Origin of the sequence: Sphingomonas paucimobilis NBRC 13935 (assembly GCF_000739895.2) — a bacterium.
In the GTDB taxonomy this organism is placed as follows: domain Bacteria; phylum Pseudomonadota; class Alphaproteobacteria; order Sphingomonadales; family Sphingomonadaceae; genus Sphingomonas; species Sphingomonas paucimobilis.
In genome coordinates this window covers 51,199-68,976 of record NZ_BBJS01000002.1, presented here as the reverse complement: position 1 = coordinate 68,976, position 17,778 = coordinate 51,199, and the positions used below count along the sequence as shown (strand labels likewise).

Genomic DNA, 17,778 nt, shown 5'->3' with positions numbered 1-17,778 from the left:
GGAGGAAAATGGGGATCGAAGGTTCAGTTTGGCGCAAGGCGGGATTTGCTCTACAGCGCCCTCGTTCCTTTCCTTGTCGATAGAGATGTGATGCGCGTTCTCGCCGCTCTTGCCATGATGATGGCCAGCCTGATCGCCGTTCCGGCGCAGGCGCAATCCAAGATCCAGTCGCCGGCCAAGGTCGCGCAAGTGCTGGAAGACAATGTCGCCGGCCGCCCCACCCCGCCGCCGATCACCGACAAGGACAACCTCTGGCTGCTCGACCTGTCGACCGGCGGCCGGGTGACCATCTGGCTGCGCCCCGATGTCGCGCCCAAGATGGTCGAGCGGATCAAGACGCTGACGCGCCGCCATTTCTATGACGGCCTGACCTTTCACCGCGTGATCGACGGCTTCATGGCGCAGGGCGGCGATCCCAAGGGCGACGGCACCGGCGGCTCGGACCTGCCCAACGTGCCGGCCGAGTTCAACTATCTGCCGCATGTGCGCGGATCGGTGGCGGCAGCGCGCGCGGATGATCCCAACAGCGCCAACAGCCAATTCTACATCGTCTTCCAGCCGCGCTTCGCGCTCGACAAGAAGTACACGGTGTTCGGCCGCGTGCTGGACGGCATGCAATATGTCGACGCGATCGAGCGGGGCGAGCCGCCCGCCAACCCCAGCCGCATCGTCCATGCCTATATCGCGTCGGACAATCCCCCGGCCTTTGTCCCGCTCGCGCCCACCCCTGCCCCCAGCCTGGGTGCACCTGTGACCCTGCCGGGTGCCACGCCCGCCACACCCGCGCGTCGTCCCGCCCCCAAGGCGGCCCCGGCCAAGAAGGCGGCAACGGCCACCAAGTGAACGTCGACCTTTTCGATTTCGCGCTGCCGCCCGAGCGGATCGCGCTCTATCCCGCATCCCCGCGCGATTCGGCGCGGATGCTGGTCCTCGACGGTGACGCCACCCGTGACGAGCGGGTGAGCGACCTGCCGCAGGCGTTGCGCGCGGGTGACCTGCTGGTCTTCAACGATACCCGCGTCATCCCCGCCCAGTTGCAGGGAACACGAGGCGACGCGAAGATCGGCGCGACCCTGCACAAGCGCGAGGGCGTTCGCCGCTGGCGGGCCTTCATCCGCAATGCCAAGCGCCTGCGTGAGGGCGATGTCATCGACTTCGGTGCAGGCGTCAGCGCGACCGCCAACGACCGCGCCGAGGATGGCAGCTTCGCGCTCGACTTTGCCGGAGACGAGCCGGTCGAACTGCTGCTGGAGCGGGCGGGCACCATGCCCCTTCCCCCCTATATCGCGCAGAAGCGCGGCGTCACCGAGAAGGACGCCGAAGACTATCAGACGATGTTCGCGCAAGAGCCCGGCGCGGTCGCGGCACCCACGGCGGCGCTGCACTTCACGCCGGGCTTGCTCGAATCGCTGGCGGCGGCGGGGATCGAGCATGCGACGCTGACCCTCCATGTCGGCGCGGGCACCTTCCTGCCGGTCAAGGCGGACGACACGGTCGATCACAAGATGCATGCCGAATGGGGCCGCATCGACGCCGCGACCGCCCACCGGCTGAATGCCGTCAAGGCGCGCGGCGGCCGGGTGATCGCGGTCGGTACCACCTCCTTGCGGCTGATCGAGAGCGCGGCGGGCGAGGACGGCGTGATCCGCCCGTTTGAGGGCGATACCGCGATCTTCATCACGCCGGGCTATCGCTTTCGCGGGATCGACGGGCTGATGACCAATTTCCATCTGCCGCGCTCGACGCTGTTCATGCTGGTCTCGGCCTTGATGGGGCTGGACCGGATGCAGGCGGCCTATGCCCATGCGATCGCGCAGGGATATCGCTTCTACTCCTATGGCGACGCCTCGCTGCTGCTGCCGGGGCCGGCCGCATGATCTGGCTGGCGCTGCTGCTCCAGGCGGCGACGCCGGGGGCGAACGAGACGGTGACCGTCACCGCGCCGCCCAAGCCCTTTGCGCAGACGCCCGCCACCATGGTGGTCGAGCCCGTCGCGATGATGATCGCCACGCTCGACGCGGACGGCGACGGCAAGACCAGCCGCGAGGAGATGGAGGCCGGCGTCAAGCGCAGCTTCGAGGCGATCGATACGGCGCATCAGGGCTCGCTCGGCTATCTTCAGTTCGCCGACTGGGCCGAGCGCTGGCTGGGTGACCGCAACGCGCTGCCCAGCCCGTTCGATGTCGACAAGGACAATGACAACCGCATCACCCTGCCCGAATTGCAGGCGCATTTCTCGCGCCTGTTCTCGCGCTTCGATCGCGACCGTGACGGCGCGATCAGCCGGGCCGAGGCCCTGACCATCCGTACCACCGCCGTCGACGCCAATGGCCCGACCGGCCCGCTCCGCCCCAAGGGCGAGCGCCCCAGAGACAGAAAATGACCGCCCGTTTCTCTTTCGCCATTCACGCCACCGACGGCCGCGCCCGCACCGGAACCATCACCATGAAGCGCGGCGAAATCCGCACCCCCGCCTTTATGCCCGTTGGCACCGCTGCCACCGTCAAGGCGATGAAGCCCGGCGACGTGCGCGCGAGCGGGGCGGACATCATCCTGGGCAATACCTATCACCTGATGCTGCGCCCCGGTGCGGAGCGGGTGAACCGGCTGGGCGGGCTGCACGGCTTCATGGGCTGGGACCGGCCGATCCTGACCGACTCGGGCGGCTATCAGGTGATGAGCTTGGCCGAACTCACCAAACGCTCCGAGGACGGCGTGGCGTTCAAGAGCCATCTCGATGGCACCCGCCATCTGCTCAGCCCCGAACGCTCGATCGAGATTCAGCGGCTGCTGGGATCGAACATCGTCATGGCGTTCGACGAGCTGGTCCCGACCACCTCGACCCGCGAGGTGCAGGCCAGCGCCATGGAACGCTCGATGCGCTGGGCCAAGCGCAGCCGCGACGCCTTCGACGCCGGTGGCCAGCATGCCGAGGACAACGCCATTTTCGGTATCCAGCAGGGCGCGCTGGATGAGGGCTTCCGCAAGGCCTCAGCCGATGCGCTGATCGATATCGGTTTCGACGGTTACGCGATCGGCGGCCTCGCGGTCGGCGAAGGGCAGGAGGCGATGTTCGGCTGCCTCGACTTCGCGCCTGGCCAGCTTCCTGCCAGCAAGCCGCGTTACCTGATGGGCGTGGGCAAGCCGACCGACATCGTGGGCGCCGTGGAGCGCGGAGTCGATATGTTCGACTGCGTCCTGCCGACGCGTTCGGGGCGGACCGGGCAGGCCTTTACGCGGCAGGGCCCGATCAACATCCGCAATGCGCGCTTCGCCGAGGATCAGGGGCCGCTCGACCCCGCCTGTGGCTGTCCGGTCTGTGCGACCTGGAGCCGCGCTTATCTCCATCATCTGGTCCGCGCGGGCGAAATCCTGGGCGCGATGCTGATGACCGAGCATAATATCTGGTTCTACCAGCAGATGATGGCCGATCTGCGCGCCGCGATCGGCGAAGGGCGGCTTACGGCCTTTGCCGATGACTTCCGGGCGCGCTACGCTGCCGGCCATTAATTGTGGGTCAGTAGGAGAGTAACCATGACCGATCGTACCGAAGACGCGCCCAACGAGATTCTCGCCGCCGCCAAGGAGGCCAAGGACCACGCCGTCGCCGCCGCCGAAGCGACCGCCGAGTCGGTGAAGGAGCAGACGCGCAACTGGCCGCTGGGCAAGATCGGCCTGGGCGTCGGCATCGGTTCGGCCGCCATCGCCGCCGCCGTGCTGTACGGCACGCGCAACAAGTCCAAGTAACACACGTCCAACAAAGAGGGTCTTCATGCGCCTTTTCCGTGCCGCGCTTCTGCTCGGCGTCGCCGCCCTTCCCACGCTGGCCGGGGCACAAGGCTCGCCGCCACCCGCTTCGGGGGCGCGCACGGAAAGCGTGAAGCCCATCGATTTCACGACGCGCACCCTGCCCAACGGCCTGCGCGTCTATGCCATTCGCGACACCTCGACCCCCAACGTCTCGGTCCAGGTGTGGTATGATGTCGGGTCGAAGGACGATCCCAAGGGCCGCTCGGGCTTTGCGCACATGTTTGAGCATCTGATGTTCAAGGCGACGCGCAACCTCGTCCCCGAACAGATGGATCGCCTGACCGAAGATGTCGGCGGTTACAACAACGCCTCCACCGCCGACGACTACACCAATTATTTCGAGGTGGTGCCCGCCAACCACCTGCAACGCCTGCTCTTCGCCGAGGCGGACCGCATGGCCGCTTTGGTCGTCGAGCCCAAGAGCTTCGCCAGCGAGCGCGACGTGGTGAAGGAGGAACTGCGCCAGCGCACCCTCGCCCAGCCCTATGGCAAGCTGTTCTCCATCTATTATCCCAAGCTCGCCTATTCCGTGCATCCCTATGCGCGGCCAGGTATCGGCAGCCTGGAGGAACTGGAATCGGCGGGGATCGACGATGTCCGGGCCTTCCACGCCACCTATTACCGGCCCGACAATGCGGTGCTGGTCGTGTCGGGCAATTTCGATCCCGCACAGCTGAACCGCTGGGTCGACGAATATTTCGGCAACATCAAGCGCCCGACCACCGCGATCCCGCGCGTGACGGTCCAGGAGCCCGAACGCACCCAAGCCGTCTCGCGCACCGTCTATGAGCCCAACACGCCGCTGCCGGCGGTGCTCATCAGCTATCACATCCCGCCCGAACGCAGCGCCGATACCCCCGCGATCATGGTGCTGAACGCGATCCTGTCGGCGGGCGAAAGCTCGCGGCTATATGAGGATCTGGTGTACCGCGACCAGCTGGCGCAATCGGCCTCGACCTTCCTCGACACCAAGCAGTCGACCGGCAACCTCGTCCTCTATGCGATGATGGCGAGCGGCAAGCCGGTGGCCGAGGGCGAAGCGGCCCTGAAGAAGGAAGTCGCCCGCCTGCGCGACGCCCCCGTCAGCGCCACCGAACTGGCCGAGGCGAAGAACGAGCTGCTGACCTCCGCGCTCAAGCAGCGCGAGACGGCGGAGGGCAAGGCCAGCCTGATCGCCAACAGCGTCATCGTCGATGGCGACCCCACCGCCGCCGACCGCCAGATCGCGGCCGTGCAAAAGGTCACCGCCGCCGATATCCAGCGGGTCGCGCGCGAATATCTGAACGATCGGCAGAGCGCGACCATCCGCTACCTGCCCGACAGCGACCGCCCGGCCAATGTCCGCGAGATGCCGATCGAGATCGCGCCCACGGTGCAGACGGCGGCGCTCACCCCGCCCGCCAATATCGAGGTGGTGACGCCTGCGCCCGAGGGTCAGCGCATCCTGCCCCCCGCCCCCGGTGCGCCGATCGCCCCCACCCTGCCGCAACCGGTCGTCACGACGCTGTCCAACGGCGTGCGCGTCGTCACCGTTGAGCGGCACGACCTGCCGCTCGTCACCGCCTCGCTGGTGGCGCTGGGCGGGGCCGCCACCGATCCCCAGGGCCAGGCGGGTGCCAGCAGCCTGGCGGCCGATCTGATGACCAAGGGGACGACGACCCGCTCGGCGACCGAGATCGCGCGCGCGGTCGAAAGCCTGGGTGGCTCGATCGAGAGCAGCGCGTCGGACGACGGGGCCAGCATCGACCTGACCGTGCCCTCGGCACAGATGGACACCGCCATGACCATCCTGGCCGATGTCGCCACCCATCCGACCTTCGCGCCGGCGGAGATCGAACGCGCGCGCAGCCAGACGATCGACGGGCTGAACGTCGCGATGAAGAATCCGGCGCAGCTCTCCGGCATGGTGGCTGACCGGATCGTGTACGGCACCCGCGCCTATGGCCAGCCGTTGACGGGCACGCCCGATTCGCTGAAGAAACTGACCCGCGCCGACCTGACCGCCGCCTATGCGCGCAGTTGGAAGCCCGGCCAGGCTACCCTGTTGCTGGTCGGCGACGTGACGCCGGCCCAGGCCTGGCAGATCGCCGAGAAGCATCTCGGTAATTGGCGGGTCGCCGACGCCGCCTCGACCGCCGCCAAGGCGCCCGAGCCCGCCTTCCCCGCGCCGCGCGTCATCGTCGTCGACATGCCCGATGCCGGTCAGGCGGGCGTCGTCGTCGCGCGCCCGGGCATTCGCCGCGCCGATGAGCGCTATTATCCGCTCGCCGTCGCCAATACGGTGCTGGGCGGCGGCTTCTCCTCGCGGCTCAACCAGGAAATCCGCATCAAGCGCGGCCTGGCCTATGGCGCGGGCAGCTCGGTTCTCGCCGGTCGCGACATCGGCCTGATTTCGGCGCGCACCCAGACCAAGAATCCGTCGGCCGCCGAGGTGGTCGGGCTGATCGATGCCGAAATGCGCCGGCTGGGCGCCGCGCCGGTGCCGCAGGCCGAACTGGAGACGCGCCAAGCCGTGCTGATCGGCAATTTCGGTCGTACCATCGAGACGACCGATGGCGTGGCGAGCATCCTGGCCGGCTATACGCTGCAGGGCGTACCGCTGGACGAACTCAGCCGCTACATCCCGCGCGTCCAGGCGGTCGACCCGGCGGCGGTCCAGTCGACCTCGGCCGCGCTGCTCGATCCGAAGGCGGCGAGCATCGTCGTGGTCGGCGACGCCAAGCAGTTCCTGCCCGCGTTGCGCCAGGCCCATCCCGAAGCCGAGGTGATCCCGGCGGCGCAAGTCAATCTGGACACGCCCAAGCTGCGCTGACCCACCCATAGCCCCGCGCCCGACCATCTCCCGGCGCGGGGCAAGAGGACGTTGCATTTCGCCTGACGCGAAATCCTTAACCCTCTCCGCTATATCGGTTTTGCATCGAGCAGATGGACCGGAGGGTAACGACGCGTTGCGGGTGGCGAGGCGAACGATAAGGCGGATGGTACAGGGCTGGCTGGCATTGGTGGGCCTGATGCTGATCGTCGGCTTTGCCTTGGTGGCGCAAGCCGGCCGGCGGCCCGATAGCCGGGCGGTCCCGATCCTCGCCGCCCCCTCATCGCCACGCGCCGCCGCTTCCGCCACCGGTAGCGACGGCCTGCCTGCCATGGATGGCAGCACCGGCACGGTCGCCCTTCCCACCCTGCCGATTCCCCCCGACGCGGCGGGCGCGGACGCTACGGTCGCCGCCGCCCAGCCCTTTCGCTGGGGTCGTGCCGCGGCGATCGACCGCGCCCGCGCGATGGAATGCCTGACCGCCGCCATCTATTATGAAGCGGGCGGCGAGAGCATCGACGGCCAGCGCGCGGTAGCACAGGTGGTGCTCAACCGTGTCCGCCATCCCGCTTTTCCGGCCAGTATCTGCGGCGTGGTCTATCAGGGGGTGGAGCGCGCGCACTGCCAGTTCAGCTTTGTATGCGACGGCGCACTCTCGCGTGCGCCCGCCACTGGCGGCTGGGCCCGCGCGGCGCGGATCGCGGCGGCGGCGCTGGCGGGCGGGGTCTATACCCCGGTCGGGCTCGCCACCCATTATCACACTTTTGCGGTCACGCCGGCCTGGAACCGGGCGATGGTGATGACCGACATGGTCGGCGCGCACCTGTTCCATCGTTGGAAGGGTTATTGGGGTACGGCCGCCGCGATGGGACGACCCTATGCCGGGGGCGAGAGCATTCCGACGCTTCCCTCCGCGGCGATGGCCACCGCCGATGCGCCGGCCGAGGTGGCGCTTCCCGCCATGCCCGTCCCTATGCCGACGCCGCCGAGCGCGGTGGCGCGGGCCGCTACGCCTTTGCCATCTACACCCCCAGCGCCGTCGAGCGGCGCGATCATCAGCGATCGGCTGGCTCGATCGGGCGAGATATTGGACAAGTGGAAGGACAGCGGCCGCCCGCTCACCCCGGCCGAAGGGCCGCGCCCGATCATCTCGGGCGCAGCCCCGCGCTAAGCGCGATCAGCGACGGAAGTTGCGGTCATTCTTCTCGAAGCGCACCTGCCGGCTCAGCATGTCATAGCGGCGGTCGAGGTCGCGGCGTTCCGAGACGGACAGCCCGCCACCGGTCCGGCGATAACGATATTCGAGCTGATTCAGCTGGCGCAGCTCACCATGCAGCCGAGCCGCCTCGCGCCGGTTGAGCGCACCGGAGCGAATGCCCTGATCGATCCGCCGGTCGAGCTGAACCTGGCGCTGCGCGATGGGCGTCCAGCGCTGGGCTTCGGCGATCGTCGGAACCGCGATGGTGGCAACGCCGAGCGTCGCGAGGATCATGGCTTTCATTATGCTACTCCCATAACAAGCGGGCGAATACTGGCCCGCTTCGCAATATGGGGAGCGCCGATCGCAAAGTTGTGACGCCCAGGCCATGGAACTGTCACCAATTGTCGCAAGTCGGACAGCTTCGTTCAGCTTGGCGTCTGTGCGATGCCATCCATCTCCTGCAGCCGCGCGACGATGGCATCTTCCAGCCGATAGATATCGGTCAACGCGGCGACCGGGTGACGTGTCTCGGTCTTGCCCATGAAGGTCCCGACATAGCGGGTCGTCGGACTGTTGAAGTGCAGCCGGGCGATCGACTTGCGATTGTTGTCGTCGAGCAGGATCGCGCAATAGGATTTGGAATCGCGGATCACGACCCGCTCGGGATCGACATGCCGCGCCGCGATCGCCTGGACGATGCGGAAACCCGCAATCTCATCCTCGGTGGTGATGATACCGGAGCCGTCCGACATATCGTCCGACGCGCCTTCCTCGATGATATCGGGCGCCGGGTTCGCGACGTTGAGCGCGGAGGTCAGCCGCTCGTTCACCCGGTCGCGGATCAGCGTCGCGATCGAACTGGTCAGCGCGGCGTGATATTGCTCCTTCATCGCCGCATTGGCGCGGCCATTGTACAGCCGCGCGGTCCGCTTTTCCAGTTCGACCAGCTTCGTCGCCAATTCCATCGCCATCCCCCAGTTTTCGCGGGGTTCAGGGATAAGCGACATCCATGCGAAAAGGCCGGCCAGTCGCATCCGAAATGGAGGCGACGGGCCGGCCCATTCTGATCGTTGATCAGTTCAACCGATCAGCGGCAGCGGACATTGTCGCGTTCGATCGCGCGGCCGGCCAGCGCACCGCCGGCTGCACCGAGAAGCGTGCCCAGTGTCTGCGACCCGCCCGAGGTGATCGCGGCGCCCAGCGCACCACCGGCGATACCACCGACGATCAGGCCCGTCGTACCGTCATTGCGGCGGCAATAATAACGGCCGTCCTGGCCGACATAGACGCGGTCGTTGCGGCCCAGACGACGCTCGCGGTAACGCGCATTGTCGACATAATAGCGATCGGCATAATAGCCACCATAGGCCGGATCGGGTCGGTTATAGTCATAGGCGTAACGCGGGCCGCCAAAGCCCCCGCCCAAACCGCCACCATAGGTCGAGCAACCGGAAACCAGCGTCGCGGCCGCAACCAGGCCGAGTGTCAGTGCACGCATCACATCCTCCCTTATGGGTGATGCGGGTGGAAGCGCTTCGCGGCGATAAAGGTTGCGATATGTTAAGCGGGTTTATTTGGCGGTGATTTGCGCGTCAGCAGGCGGAACATCCTTTCCGACTTCGCTCCGTACGAACGGCGATGATGCCATTTGAACAATCCCCGCTCCCCGTTCAGCCTGAGCGAAGTCCAAGGCAAAAGGACCAGCGTCCGACCCGGAGGCGCTGCAGGCGGGAGACATGATGGAGGGGGCATTCCCCAAAAGCATTCCCCTCCCCATATCGGAGAAAATCGTTACTCCACCGCCTGCGCCTGCCCCTTATCGAGCAGGGGCTTCAGATACTTGCCCGTAAAGCTGCGCGGTTCGGCTGCGACGACTTCGGGCGTGCCGACGGCGACGATCTCGCCCCCCTTTACGCCGCCTTCGGGGCCAAGGTCGACGATCCAGTCGGCAGTCTTGATGACGTCGAGATTATGCTCGATCACCACCACCGTATTGCCCTGTTCGACCAGCGCGTGGAGTACTTCGAGCAATTTCCGCACATCCTCGAAATGCAGCCCCGTGGTCGGCTCGTCGAGGATGTAGAGCGTGTTGCCCGTCGCGCGGCGCGATAATTCCTTGGCCAGCTTGACCCGCTGCGCCTCGCCGCCCGACAGGGTCGTCGCTTGCTGACCGACCTTGACGTAGCCCAAGCCGACCTCGACCAGCATCGCCATCTTGTCGCGGATCGGCGGCACCGCCTGGAAGAACTCGGCGGCGTCCTCGACGGTCATGTCGAGCACATCGGCGATCGAATGGCCCTTGAACTTCACCTCCAGCGTCTCGCGATTGTAGCGCGCGCCGTGGCACACGTCGCAGGTCACATAGACATCCGGCAGGAAGTGCATCTCGATCTTGAGCACGCCGTCGCCTTGGCACGCCTCGCACCGGCCGCCCTTGACGTTGAACGAGAAACGTCCGGGCTTGTAGCCACGCGCCTGCGCCTCGGGCAGCCCCGCGAACCAGTCGCGGATCTGGGTGAACGCGCCGGTATAGGTCGCCGGGTTCGATCGCGGCGTGCGGCCGATCGGCGACTGGTCGATGTCGATCACCTTGTCGAGATGTTCGAGCCCGCTGATCTTCTCATGCTTGCCCGCCAATATGCGGGCGCCGTTCAGCGTGCGCGCGGCGGCGGCATAGAGGGTGTCGATGGTGAAACTCGACTTGCCCGATCCCGACACGCCGGTGATGCAGGTGAAGGTGCCGAGCGGAATGCTCGCCGTCACACCCTGCAGGTTGTTGGCGGTCGCCTTGTGCACGGTCAGCTTCTTGCCCGAACCCTTGCGGCGCTTGGCCGGGACCGCGATCTCGCGCGTGCCATTCAGATAGTCGGCGGTGACGCTGGTCTTGGACTTGAGCAACTGCTTGAGCGTGCCGTGCGCGACGATCTGCCCGCCATGCACGCCCGCGCCCGGCCCCATGTCGATGACATAGTCGGCGGTACGGATCGCATCCTCGTCATGCTCAACGACCAGGACGGTATTGCCCAGATCGCGCAACCGCCGCAGCGTCGCGAGCAGCATGTCGTTGTCGCGCTGGTGAAGCCCGATCGACGGCTCGTCGAGCACATAAAGCACACCCGACAGCCCCGAGCCGATCTGCGACGCGAGGCGAATCCGCTGGCTCTCACCGCCCGACAGCGTGCCGCTGGTCCGATCGAGATTGAGGTAATCGAGCCCGACATTGTTGAGGAAGCCCAAGCGCTCCACGATCTCCTTGAGGATCGGCTGCGCGATCGCGCGCTGCTGGTCGGTCAGATGCTCCGGCAGGCCGTTGAAGAAGGCCAGCGCATCGACCACCGACAGGCGGGTCGCGTGTGAGATGTCCTGCATCGCGATCTTCACCGCCAGCGCCTCGGGCTTCAACCGCGCGCCGTGGCAGACTTCGCAGGGCTGCGACGACTGATAGTTAGACAGTTCCTCGCGCATCCAGGCACTCTCGGTCTGGAGCATCCGGCGGTTGAGATTACCGATCACGCCCTCGAACGGCTTCTTGACGTCATAGGACTTCTTGCCGTCGACGAAGGTCAGCGTGACCGCCTTGCCCTTCGTCCCGTACAGGATCGCGTCACGAACATTCTCGTCCAGGTCCTTCCACGGCGTCTCGAGCGAGAAGCCGAACTCGCGCGCAAGACTACCCAGCACCTGCATATAATAGGGGCTGGGCGGGTTGGACTTGGCCCAGGGCACCACCGCGCCCTTCTTGATCGACAGCTCGTGATTGGGGACGACCAGGTCCTCGTCAAAAATCAGCTTCTCGCCCAGGCCGTCACAGGCCGGGCAGGCCCCCTGCGGCGCGTTGAACGAGAAGAGGCGCGGCTCGATCTCGGAGATGGTGAAGCCACTGATCGGGCAGGCGAATTTTTCCGAAAAGACGATGCGGCCGTCGGGCGCGTTGTTGCCCAGCACTGCGGACTTGGGGGTGGCAGGTTCGACCGGATCGGCGGGGTCGACATAGGCCAGGCCATCCGCGAGCTTCAAAGCGGTCTCGAAACTGTCGGCCAGGCGCGTCGCGATGTCCTCGCGTACGACCAGACGATCGACCACCACCTCGATGTCATGCTTGAACTTCTTGTCGAGCGCGGGGGCTTCGTCGATCTCATAAAGCTGGCCGTCGATGCGGACGCGGGTAAAGCCCGCCTTCTGCCACTCGGCCATTTCCTTGCGATACTCGCCCTTGCGGCCGCGCACGACGGGGGCGAGCAGATAGAGGCGCGTGCCCTCAGGCAAGGTCATCACCCGGTCGACCATCTGGCTGACCGTCTGCGCCGCGATCGGCTCTCCGGTGGCGGGCGAGTAAGGGATGCCGACCCGCGCCCAGAGCAGGCGCATATAGTCGTAGATCTCGGTGACGGTCGCGACGGTCGAGCGCGGATTACGGCTGGTCGTCTTCTGCTCGATCGAGATGGCGGGCGACAGACCCTCGATATGGTCGACGTCCGGCTTCTGCATCATCTCCAGGAACTGGCGCGCATAGGCCGACAGCGACTCGACATAGCGCCGCTGCCCCTCGGCATAGATGGTGTCGAACGCCAGCGAAGACTTGCCCGAGCCCGACAGGCCGGTGATCACCGTCAGCGTGTCACGGGGAATGTCGATATCGACATCCTTGAGATTATGCTCGCGCGCGCCGCGGACGGAAATCTTGGTCAGCATGAAGCGGGTTCTACTTCTGTTCCGGAAAAATTGCCATAGGCGAGATAGGAAGCGAGTCGGCGGGTTTCGAGGGGCAGTGTGGTGGCTGGGCTTGCGGTAACGCTCGATATTCGCCCATGATCCTCGCACAGGCGGCGGGACTTGGCTTCCCGAACGCCATGAGTGATATATTGTCACAGAATCCGAAGGGGGAGCGTTTCCATCTTGTCCAAGACCCTGCATCTGGCCGCCTTGTTGCTGCTCGCCGCCGGCACGACCCCAGCGTTCGCGCAAAAGGCGGAGAAGACCGAGACCAAGACGACCACCGAAACGAAAGACGACGAGGCCAAGCGTCCGCCGCTCCCCGCCGACAAGACGATCACCCAGAGCGCGCGGATCGGCGGCAAGCTCCTCACCTACAAGGCGACGGTCGGCAAGATTCCGGTCCGCGACGAGAAGGGCAAGGAGATCGGGCAGGTCGTCTATACCGCCTATACCGTGCCCGGCGGTGATGTGCGGAGGCCGGTGACCTTCGCCTTCAACGGCGGCCCGGGTGCAGCCTCCGTCTATCTCAACATGGGCGCGGTCGGCCCCAAGCATGTCCAGTTCGGCGCACAGGGCGACGCCCCTTCGGACAGCCCGATCGCCACAGACAATGCCAATAGCTGGCTGGACTTCACCGACCTGGTCTTCATCGATCCGATCGGCACCGGCTTCAGCCGCAGTCTGGTCGACGAGGCGGAGACCAAGAAGGCGTTCTACGCCAACGATCCGGACATCAAATATCTGTCCAAGGTCGTCTATGACTGGCTGGTCAAGGAAGGCCGGTTGCGCTCGCCCAAATATATCATGGGCGAAAGCTATGGAGGCTATCGCGCGCCGCGCATCGCCTATGAGCTGCAATCGCAGATCGGCGTCGGGGTGAACGGGCTGGTGATGGTCTCGCCCTATCTCGACCCGGCTTCGGGCGACGGTGCGACGGCGCTGTCGCCTCTGCCCTGGATGATCGACCTGCCCTCGATGGCGGCGGCGCAGCTGGAGCGGCAGGGCAAGCTGACGCCCGAAGCCATGGCGGGCGTTGAAGCCTATGCGCGCGGCGATTATTTGCGCGACCTGATGCGCGGCCGATCGGATACCCAGGCGGTCGATCGGCTGGTCAGCCATGTGACCGAGCTGACCGGGCTCGACCCGGCGCTGGTGCGCAAACTGGGCGGGCGGGTCGATACGGGTACCTATTTGCGCGAGATCCATCGCAACGACTCGACGATCGGCAGCATCTACGACTCCAACGTCACCGCCTTCGACCCCTTCCCTTGGTCATCGCAGCAGCGCTCGAACGATCCGCTACTCGACTCGCTGATCGCACCGACGACGAGCGCAATGGTCGACTTCGTCACGCGCGAAGTGGGTTGGAAGACCGACGCGCGCTATCACGCGCTGTCCTATGAGGTGAACAGCGCCTGGGATCGCGGCAAGCCGGACGACACCCCCGTCACCGATCTGCGCAAGGCGATCGCCAACGATCCCAAGATGAAGGTGATGATCGTCCATGGCTGGGACGACCTGTCCTGCCCCTATTTCGCTTCAAGACTCATCGTCGACCAGATGCCGAGTTACGGCGTGGCGCAGCGGGTGCATCTGAACGTCTATCCGGGTGGGCATATGTTTTATAGCCGGTCGGATAGCGGTGCCGCGTTCCGGCGCGATGCGATGGCGATGTATGGAGGATAGGTCTTGCATCCATTATCGATGCTTTTGACCGATCCCCACAGCCCTTCACGCTGAGCGAAGTCGAAGCGCACGCTTGACGGTTTCCCGATTCCCTTGGCCTTCGACTTCGCTCAGGCTGAACGGAGGTGAGGAGACTGGACAGAAATGGCCGCAACTTCGCTTTGACCAATCGAAATCCTCCCGATGATCCCCATCGGAAGGATTTCAACTTATGGCGACGTCGGCGGCGATCGAGGCGTTCATCCGGCGCTGGCAGGCGTGCGAAGGCGGGGCCGAGCGCGCCAATTACGCCCTTTTCCTGACCGAGCTCTGCACCGTCATCGGCGTCGCCCCGCCCGAACCCGCGCACGCCACCAGCACGCGCAACGACTATGTCTTCGAACGCGGCGTCATCCTGCCCGGCGATGAGGACCGGCGCGGGCGGATCGACCTCTACAAGCGCGGCTGCTTCGTGCTGGAGGCCAAGCAGAGCCGCGAAGGGCTGGGCGCGAAATCGCTGGCCGACCTGGGTCCGACCCTGCCCGGCCTGCTGCCCGACGAAGCCGGAGCGGCACCGCGATCGCGGCAATGGGACGTGCTGATGCGCCGCGCCCGCGAACAGGCCGAGCAATATGCCAGGGCGCTGCCGGTCGACCATGGCTGGCCGCCCTTTCTGCTGGTGGTCGATGTCGGCCGGGTGATCGAGCTGTTCGCCGACTTTTCCGGCCAGGGCAAACATTACAAGCAATTCCCCGACCGCGCCCGTTTTCGCATCACGCTCGACGATCTGCGCCGCGCCGACATCCGCGAGCGGCTGGCGGCGATCTGGGAAAAGCCGCTGACCCTCGACCCCACCCGCCATGCCGCCGCCGTCACCCGCGACGTGGCGGCGCGGCTGGCGAGCATCTCCAAGCTGCTGGAGGAGCGCGGGCATGATCCCGAACAGGTGGCGCTGTTCCTGATGCGCTGCCTGTTCACCATGTTCGCCGAGCATAGCGGGCTGCTGCCCAGCGGCGGCTTCGTCACGCTGCTGACCGATGCCTGCGAGCGGCCCGACGCCTTCGTACCCTGGATGGAGGATTTGTGGCATTCGATGGACCGGGGTGGCGAGGCCAATGTGCTGCGCCGGCCGGTGCGGCGGTTCAATGGCGGGCTGTTCCACACCGCCCATGCCCTGCCGCTCAACCGCGAGGAGATCGGCGAACTGCTCGCCGCCGCGAAGCGCGACTGGCGCGATGTCGAGCCCGCGATCTTCGGCACGCTGCTCGAACAGGCACTCGACCCGGCGCAGCGGCGGCGGCTGGGCGCGCATTACACGCCGCGCGCCTATGTCGAGCGGCTGGTGACGACCACCGTGATCGAGCCGCTACGCGACGACTGGGCCCAGGTGCTGAGCGCGATGGAGACCGAGCGGACAGACAATCCCCGCGCCGCCGTGCAGCGGGTGCGCGATTTCCATCGCCGGCTGGCCAGGATGCGTATCCTCGACCCCGCCTGTGGCACCGGCAATTTCCTCTATGTCACGCTCGAGCTGATGAAGCGGCTGGAGGGTGAGGTGCTGGAGGTGCTCGCCGAACTGTCGGGCGAGGAACTGCTGCATCTCGATACCGAGACCGTCCATCCGCGCAATTTCCATGGGATCGAGGTCAATGCCCGCGCCGCCGCGATCGCGCAACTTGTGCTGTGGCTGGGCTATATCCGTTGGCAGTTGCGTAATGGCGGCCAGGTGTCCGACCCGGTGCTCGAGGATGTGCAGTCGATCGTCACCGGCGACGCGCTGCTGACCGTGACGGGGGCACGGACCGCCTGGCCCGAGGCGGAATTCATCGTGGGCAATCCGCCCTTTATCGGCGGCAAGGACCTGCGCGGCCGGCTCCCCGAGGGCATGGCCGAGGCCCTGTGGCGCGCATACGCGAAGGTACCGCGCGCGGCGGACTATGTCCTCTATTGGTGGGAACGCGCGGCGCAGGCACTGGCGGCCAAGGGCTCGCCGCTGATCCGCTTCGGCTTCGTCACGACCAACTCGATCACCCAGACCTTTGGCCGCCGGGTCATCGCCCGCGCGCTGGATGGCACGACGCCGCTATCCGTGCTGCTCGCCATTCCCGACCACCCCTGGACCAAGGCGACACCCGATGCCGCGATGGTGCGGATCGCGATGACTGTGGTGGCACGTGGGCGGCAGGACGGACGGCGCCTGCGGATCATCAGCGAGCGTGGGCTGGACAGCGACACGCCTGACATCCGCTTTTCCGAGACGGTGGGACGGATCAATGCCGATCTGTCGGTGGGCGCGAATGTCAGCAGCGCACAGCCGCTATTGGCCAATGCCTGGCTATGTTCTCGCGGCGTGTCGCTCCACGGCGCCGGCTTTATCGTCTCGCCCGCGGAAGCCGAGATGCTGGGACTCGGCCGTCGCGAAGGGCTGGAGCGGCATATCCGCCCCTATCGCAACGGTCGCGACCTGACGGCGCGAGCACGCGGGGTGATGGTGATCGACCTGCTCGGCCTGTCGGAAACCGAAGTGCGACAGCGCTTTCCGGAGGTCTACGGCCATGTGCTGCGCGAAGTGAAGCCCGAACGCGACGGCAATGCGCGTGCCACCTATCGCGACCAGTGGTGGCTGTTCGGCGAACCGCGCCGGGAATTGCGCCCCGCGCTGGAAGGGCTGTCGCGCTATATCGCTACGGTCGAGACGGCCAAGCACCGCATTTTTCAGTTTCTGGATGCCGATACCCTGCCTGACAATAAGCTCATTTGCATCGCAACAGCGGACAGTTGGATACTCGGTATGCTGCAATCATCCACACACGAGGCGTGGTACCTCGCCAATGCCGGGATGCTTGGCGTTTATGATCAGCCAGCGGTCTACGTAAAAACCACGAGCTTCGACCCCTTCCCCTTCCCCGACGCCGGCGAGACCGCCCGCCGCATCATCTCCGAACTGGCCGACGAACTCGACGCCACGCGCAAGCGCATCCTCGCCCAGACGCCCGACCTGACTCTGACCGGCCTCTACAATCTCCACGCCAAGCTGATCACCGGCGAACCGCTCAGCGACGAGGAGGAAGACCAGCGTCGCGCCGGCTCGGTCGATCTGATCGCGCGGTTGCACGAACAGATCGATGCCGCCGTCATCGCTGCCTATGGCTGGCCCGCCGGGATCAAGGCGCCGGACATGGTCGAGCGGCTGGTCGCGCTCAACACCGAGCGCCGTGCCGAGGAACGGGGCGGCCGCGTCCGGTGGCTGCGCCCCGAATTCCAGAGCCGCCGCGCCGGTGCCACGCCGCTCGCCCCCGCCGAACGCACGCTGCCACTGGTCGAGCCGGCAACTGCCAAGCCGCCCTTCCCCCGCGACCTCAGCGGCAGGATCGCCAGCGTCTTCGCCCTTCTCTCCACCGATCGCCCACGCTCCGCCGCCGCGCTGGCGCAATATTTCGCCCAAGGACGGCAGGTCGAACGCGCGGTCGCGGCCGCGCTATCAGGCGCGGTGCGGCTGGGCTTTGTCGAACAGAGCGCGGAGGGCTATCGCCTGCGCCGGGTGGCGTGACGCCGCGATCCGCGCTAGACGCCA

13 protein-coding genes are annotated in these 17,778 nt (G+C 66.2%); 9 read left to right on the top strand and 4 right to left on the bottom strand.

Annotated elements, in window-relative coordinates; genetic code table 11:
• Positions 1 to 90 precede the first annotated feature (90 nt).
• The 7 genes from SP6_RS00720 to SP6_RS00690 all read left to right on the top strand — a co-directional run bounded on the left by SP6_RS00720 (position 91) and on the right by SP6_RS00690 (position 7,793).
• Positions 91 to 843 (top strand): peptidylprolyl isomerase, encoded by a 753-nt coding sequence (locus SP6_RS00720; protein ID WP_037569389.1) that lies wholly within the window; start codon positions 91 to 93, stop codon positions 841 to 843.
• On the top strand, positions 840 to 1,877 hold the full coding sequence (queA, locus tag SP6_RS00715) for a tRNA preQ1(34) S-adenosylmethionine ribosyltransferase-isomerase QueA (RefSeq protein ID WP_007406129.1): 1,038 nt from the start codon (positions 840 to 842) through the stop codon (positions 1,875 to 1,877). The genes SP6_RS00720 and queA overlap by 4 nt, the downstream gene beginning before the upstream one ends.
• Positions 1,874 to 2,383, top strand: coding sequence for an EF-hand domain-containing protein (locus tag SP6_RS00710; RefSeq protein WP_007406094.1), 510 nt, complete (start codon positions 1,874 to 1,876; stop codon positions 2,381 to 2,383). The genes queA and SP6_RS00710 overlap by 4 nt, the downstream gene beginning before the upstream one ends.
• Positions 2,380 to 3,510, top strand: coding sequence for a tRNA guanosine(34) transglycosylase Tgt (tgt, locus tag SP6_RS00705; protein ID WP_007406147.1), 1,131 nt, complete (start codon positions 2,380 to 2,382; stop codon positions 3,508 to 3,510). Before SP6_RS00710 ends, tgt begins: the two co-directional genes overlap by 4 nt.
• A 24-nt stretch (positions 3,511 to 3,534) precedes the next feature.
• A complete protein-coding gene (locus SP6_RS00700; RefSeq protein ID WP_007406068.1) occupies positions 3,535 to 3,747 on the top strand; it encodes a hypothetical protein in 213 nt (70 codons plus the stop codon).
• A gap of 25 nt (positions 3,748 to 3,772) precedes the next feature.
• On the top strand, positions 3,773 to 6,622 hold the full coding sequence (locus SP6_RS00695) for a M16 family metallopeptidase (RefSeq protein ID WP_007406070.1): 2,850 nt from the start codon (positions 3,773 to 3,775) through the stop codon (positions 6,620 to 6,622).
• Positions 6,623 to 6,788: 166 nt separating this feature from the next.
• Positions 6,789 to 7,793 carry a cell wall hydrolase gene (locus SP6_RS00690; RefSeq protein WP_042468304.1) on the top strand — a complete coding sequence of 335 codons (1,005 nt, stop codon included), beginning with the start codon at positions 6,789 to 6,791 and terminating at the stop codon, positions 7,791 to 7,793.
• 6 nt (positions 7,794 to 7,799) lie between these two features.
• On the opposite strand, the gene SP6_RS00685 is transcribed toward SP6_RS00690, so the two are convergent.
• From SP6_RS00685 to uvrA, 4 genes are all read right to left on the bottom strand, one after another.
• The gene (locus SP6_RS00685; protein ID WP_037569391.1) at positions 7,800 to 8,123 is read right to left on the bottom strand and encodes a hypothetical protein; all 324 of its coding nucleotides are present in this window, start codon (positions 8,121 to 8,123) and stop codon (positions 7,800 to 7,802) included.
• 125 nt (positions 8,124 to 8,248) lie between these two features.
• Positions 8,249 to 8,788: a hypothetical protein gene (locus SP6_RS00680; RefSeq protein ID WP_174441871.1), complete on the bottom strand. Its 540-nt coding sequence runs from the start codon at positions 8,786 to 8,788 to the stop codon at positions 8,249 to 8,251.
• Positions 8,789 to 8,910: 122 nt separating this feature from the next.
• Positions 8,911 to 9,321, bottom strand: coding sequence for a glycine zipper 2TM domain-containing protein (locus SP6_RS00675; RefSeq protein WP_007406082.1), 411 nt, complete (start codon positions 9,319 to 9,321; stop codon positions 8,911 to 8,913).
• 293 nt (positions 9,322 to 9,614) lie between these two features.
• The gene (uvrA, locus tag SP6_RS00670; RefSeq protein WP_007406054.1) at positions 9,615 to 12,515 is read right to left on the bottom strand and encodes an excinuclease ABC subunit UvrA; all 2,901 of its coding nucleotides are present in this window, start codon (positions 12,513 to 12,515) and stop codon (positions 9,615 to 9,617) included.
• Positions 12,516 to 12,719: 204 nt separating this feature from the next.
• On the opposite strand from uvrA, the gene SP6_RS00665 reads away from it, so the two are divergent.
• Together SP6_RS00665 and SP6_RS00660 are read left to right on the top strand one after the other, a co-directional pair.
• On the top strand, positions 12,720 to 14,225 hold the full coding sequence (locus tag SP6_RS00665) for a S10 family peptidase (RefSeq protein ID WP_007406060.1): 1,506 nt from the start codon (positions 12,720 to 12,722) through the stop codon (positions 14,223 to 14,225).
• Positions 14,226 to 14,436: 211 nt separating this feature from the next.
• Entirely contained in the window at positions 14,437 to 17,754 is a 3,318-nt protein-coding gene (locus SP6_RS00660) for a class I SAM-dependent DNA methyltransferase (protein ID WP_007406130.1), read from the top strand.
• Positions 17,755 to 17,778 lie beyond the last annotated feature (24 nt).

What these genes read in the sequence shown, in the direction of transcription:
- SP6_RS00720 (WP_037569389.1), top strand. Translation starts at nt 91, where the DNA reads ATGCGCGTTCTCGCCGCTCTTGCCATGATGATGGCCAGCCTGATCGCC.
- SP6_RS00710 (WP_007406094.1), top strand. Translation starts at nt 1,874, where the DNA reads ATGATCTGGCTGGCGCTGCTGCTCCAGGCGGCGACGCCGGGGGCGAAC.
- tgt (WP_007406147.1), top strand. Translation starts at nt 2,380, where the DNA reads ATGACCGCCCGTTTCTCTTTCGCCATTCACGCCACCGACGGCCGCGCC.
- SP6_RS00700 (WP_007406068.1), top strand. Translation starts at nt 3,535, where the DNA reads ATGACCGATCGTACCGAAGACGCGCCCAACGAGATTCTCGCCGCCGCC.
- SP6_RS00695 (WP_007406070.1), top strand. Translation starts at nt 3,773, where the DNA reads ATGCGCCTTTTCCGTGCCGCGCTTCTGCTCGGCGTCGCCGCCCTTCCC.
- SP6_RS00690 (WP_042468304.1), top strand. Translation starts at nt 6,789, where the DNA reads ATGGTACAGGGCTGGCTGGCATTGGTGGGCCTGATGCTGATCGTCGGC.
- SP6_RS00685 (WP_037569391.1), bottom strand. Translation starts at nt 8,123, where the DNA reads ATGAAAGCCATGATCCTCGCGACGCTCGGCGTTGCCACCATCGCGGTT.
- SP6_RS00680 (WP_174441871.1), bottom strand. Translation starts at nt 8,788, where the DNA reads ATGGAATTGGCGACGAAGCTGGTCGAACTGGAAAAGCGGACCGCGCGG.
- SP6_RS00675 (WP_007406082.1), bottom strand. Translation starts at nt 9,321, where the DNA reads ATGCGTGCACTGACACTCGGCCTGGTTGCGGCCGCGACGCTGGTTTCC.
- uvrA (WP_007406054.1), bottom strand. Translation starts at nt 12,515, where the DNA reads ATGCTGACCAAGATTTCCGTCCGCGGCGCGCGCGAGCATAATCTCAAG.
- SP6_RS00660 (WP_007406130.1), top strand. Translation starts at nt 14,437, where the DNA reads ATGGCGACGTCGGCGGCGATCGAGGCGTTCATCCGGCGCTGGCAGGCG.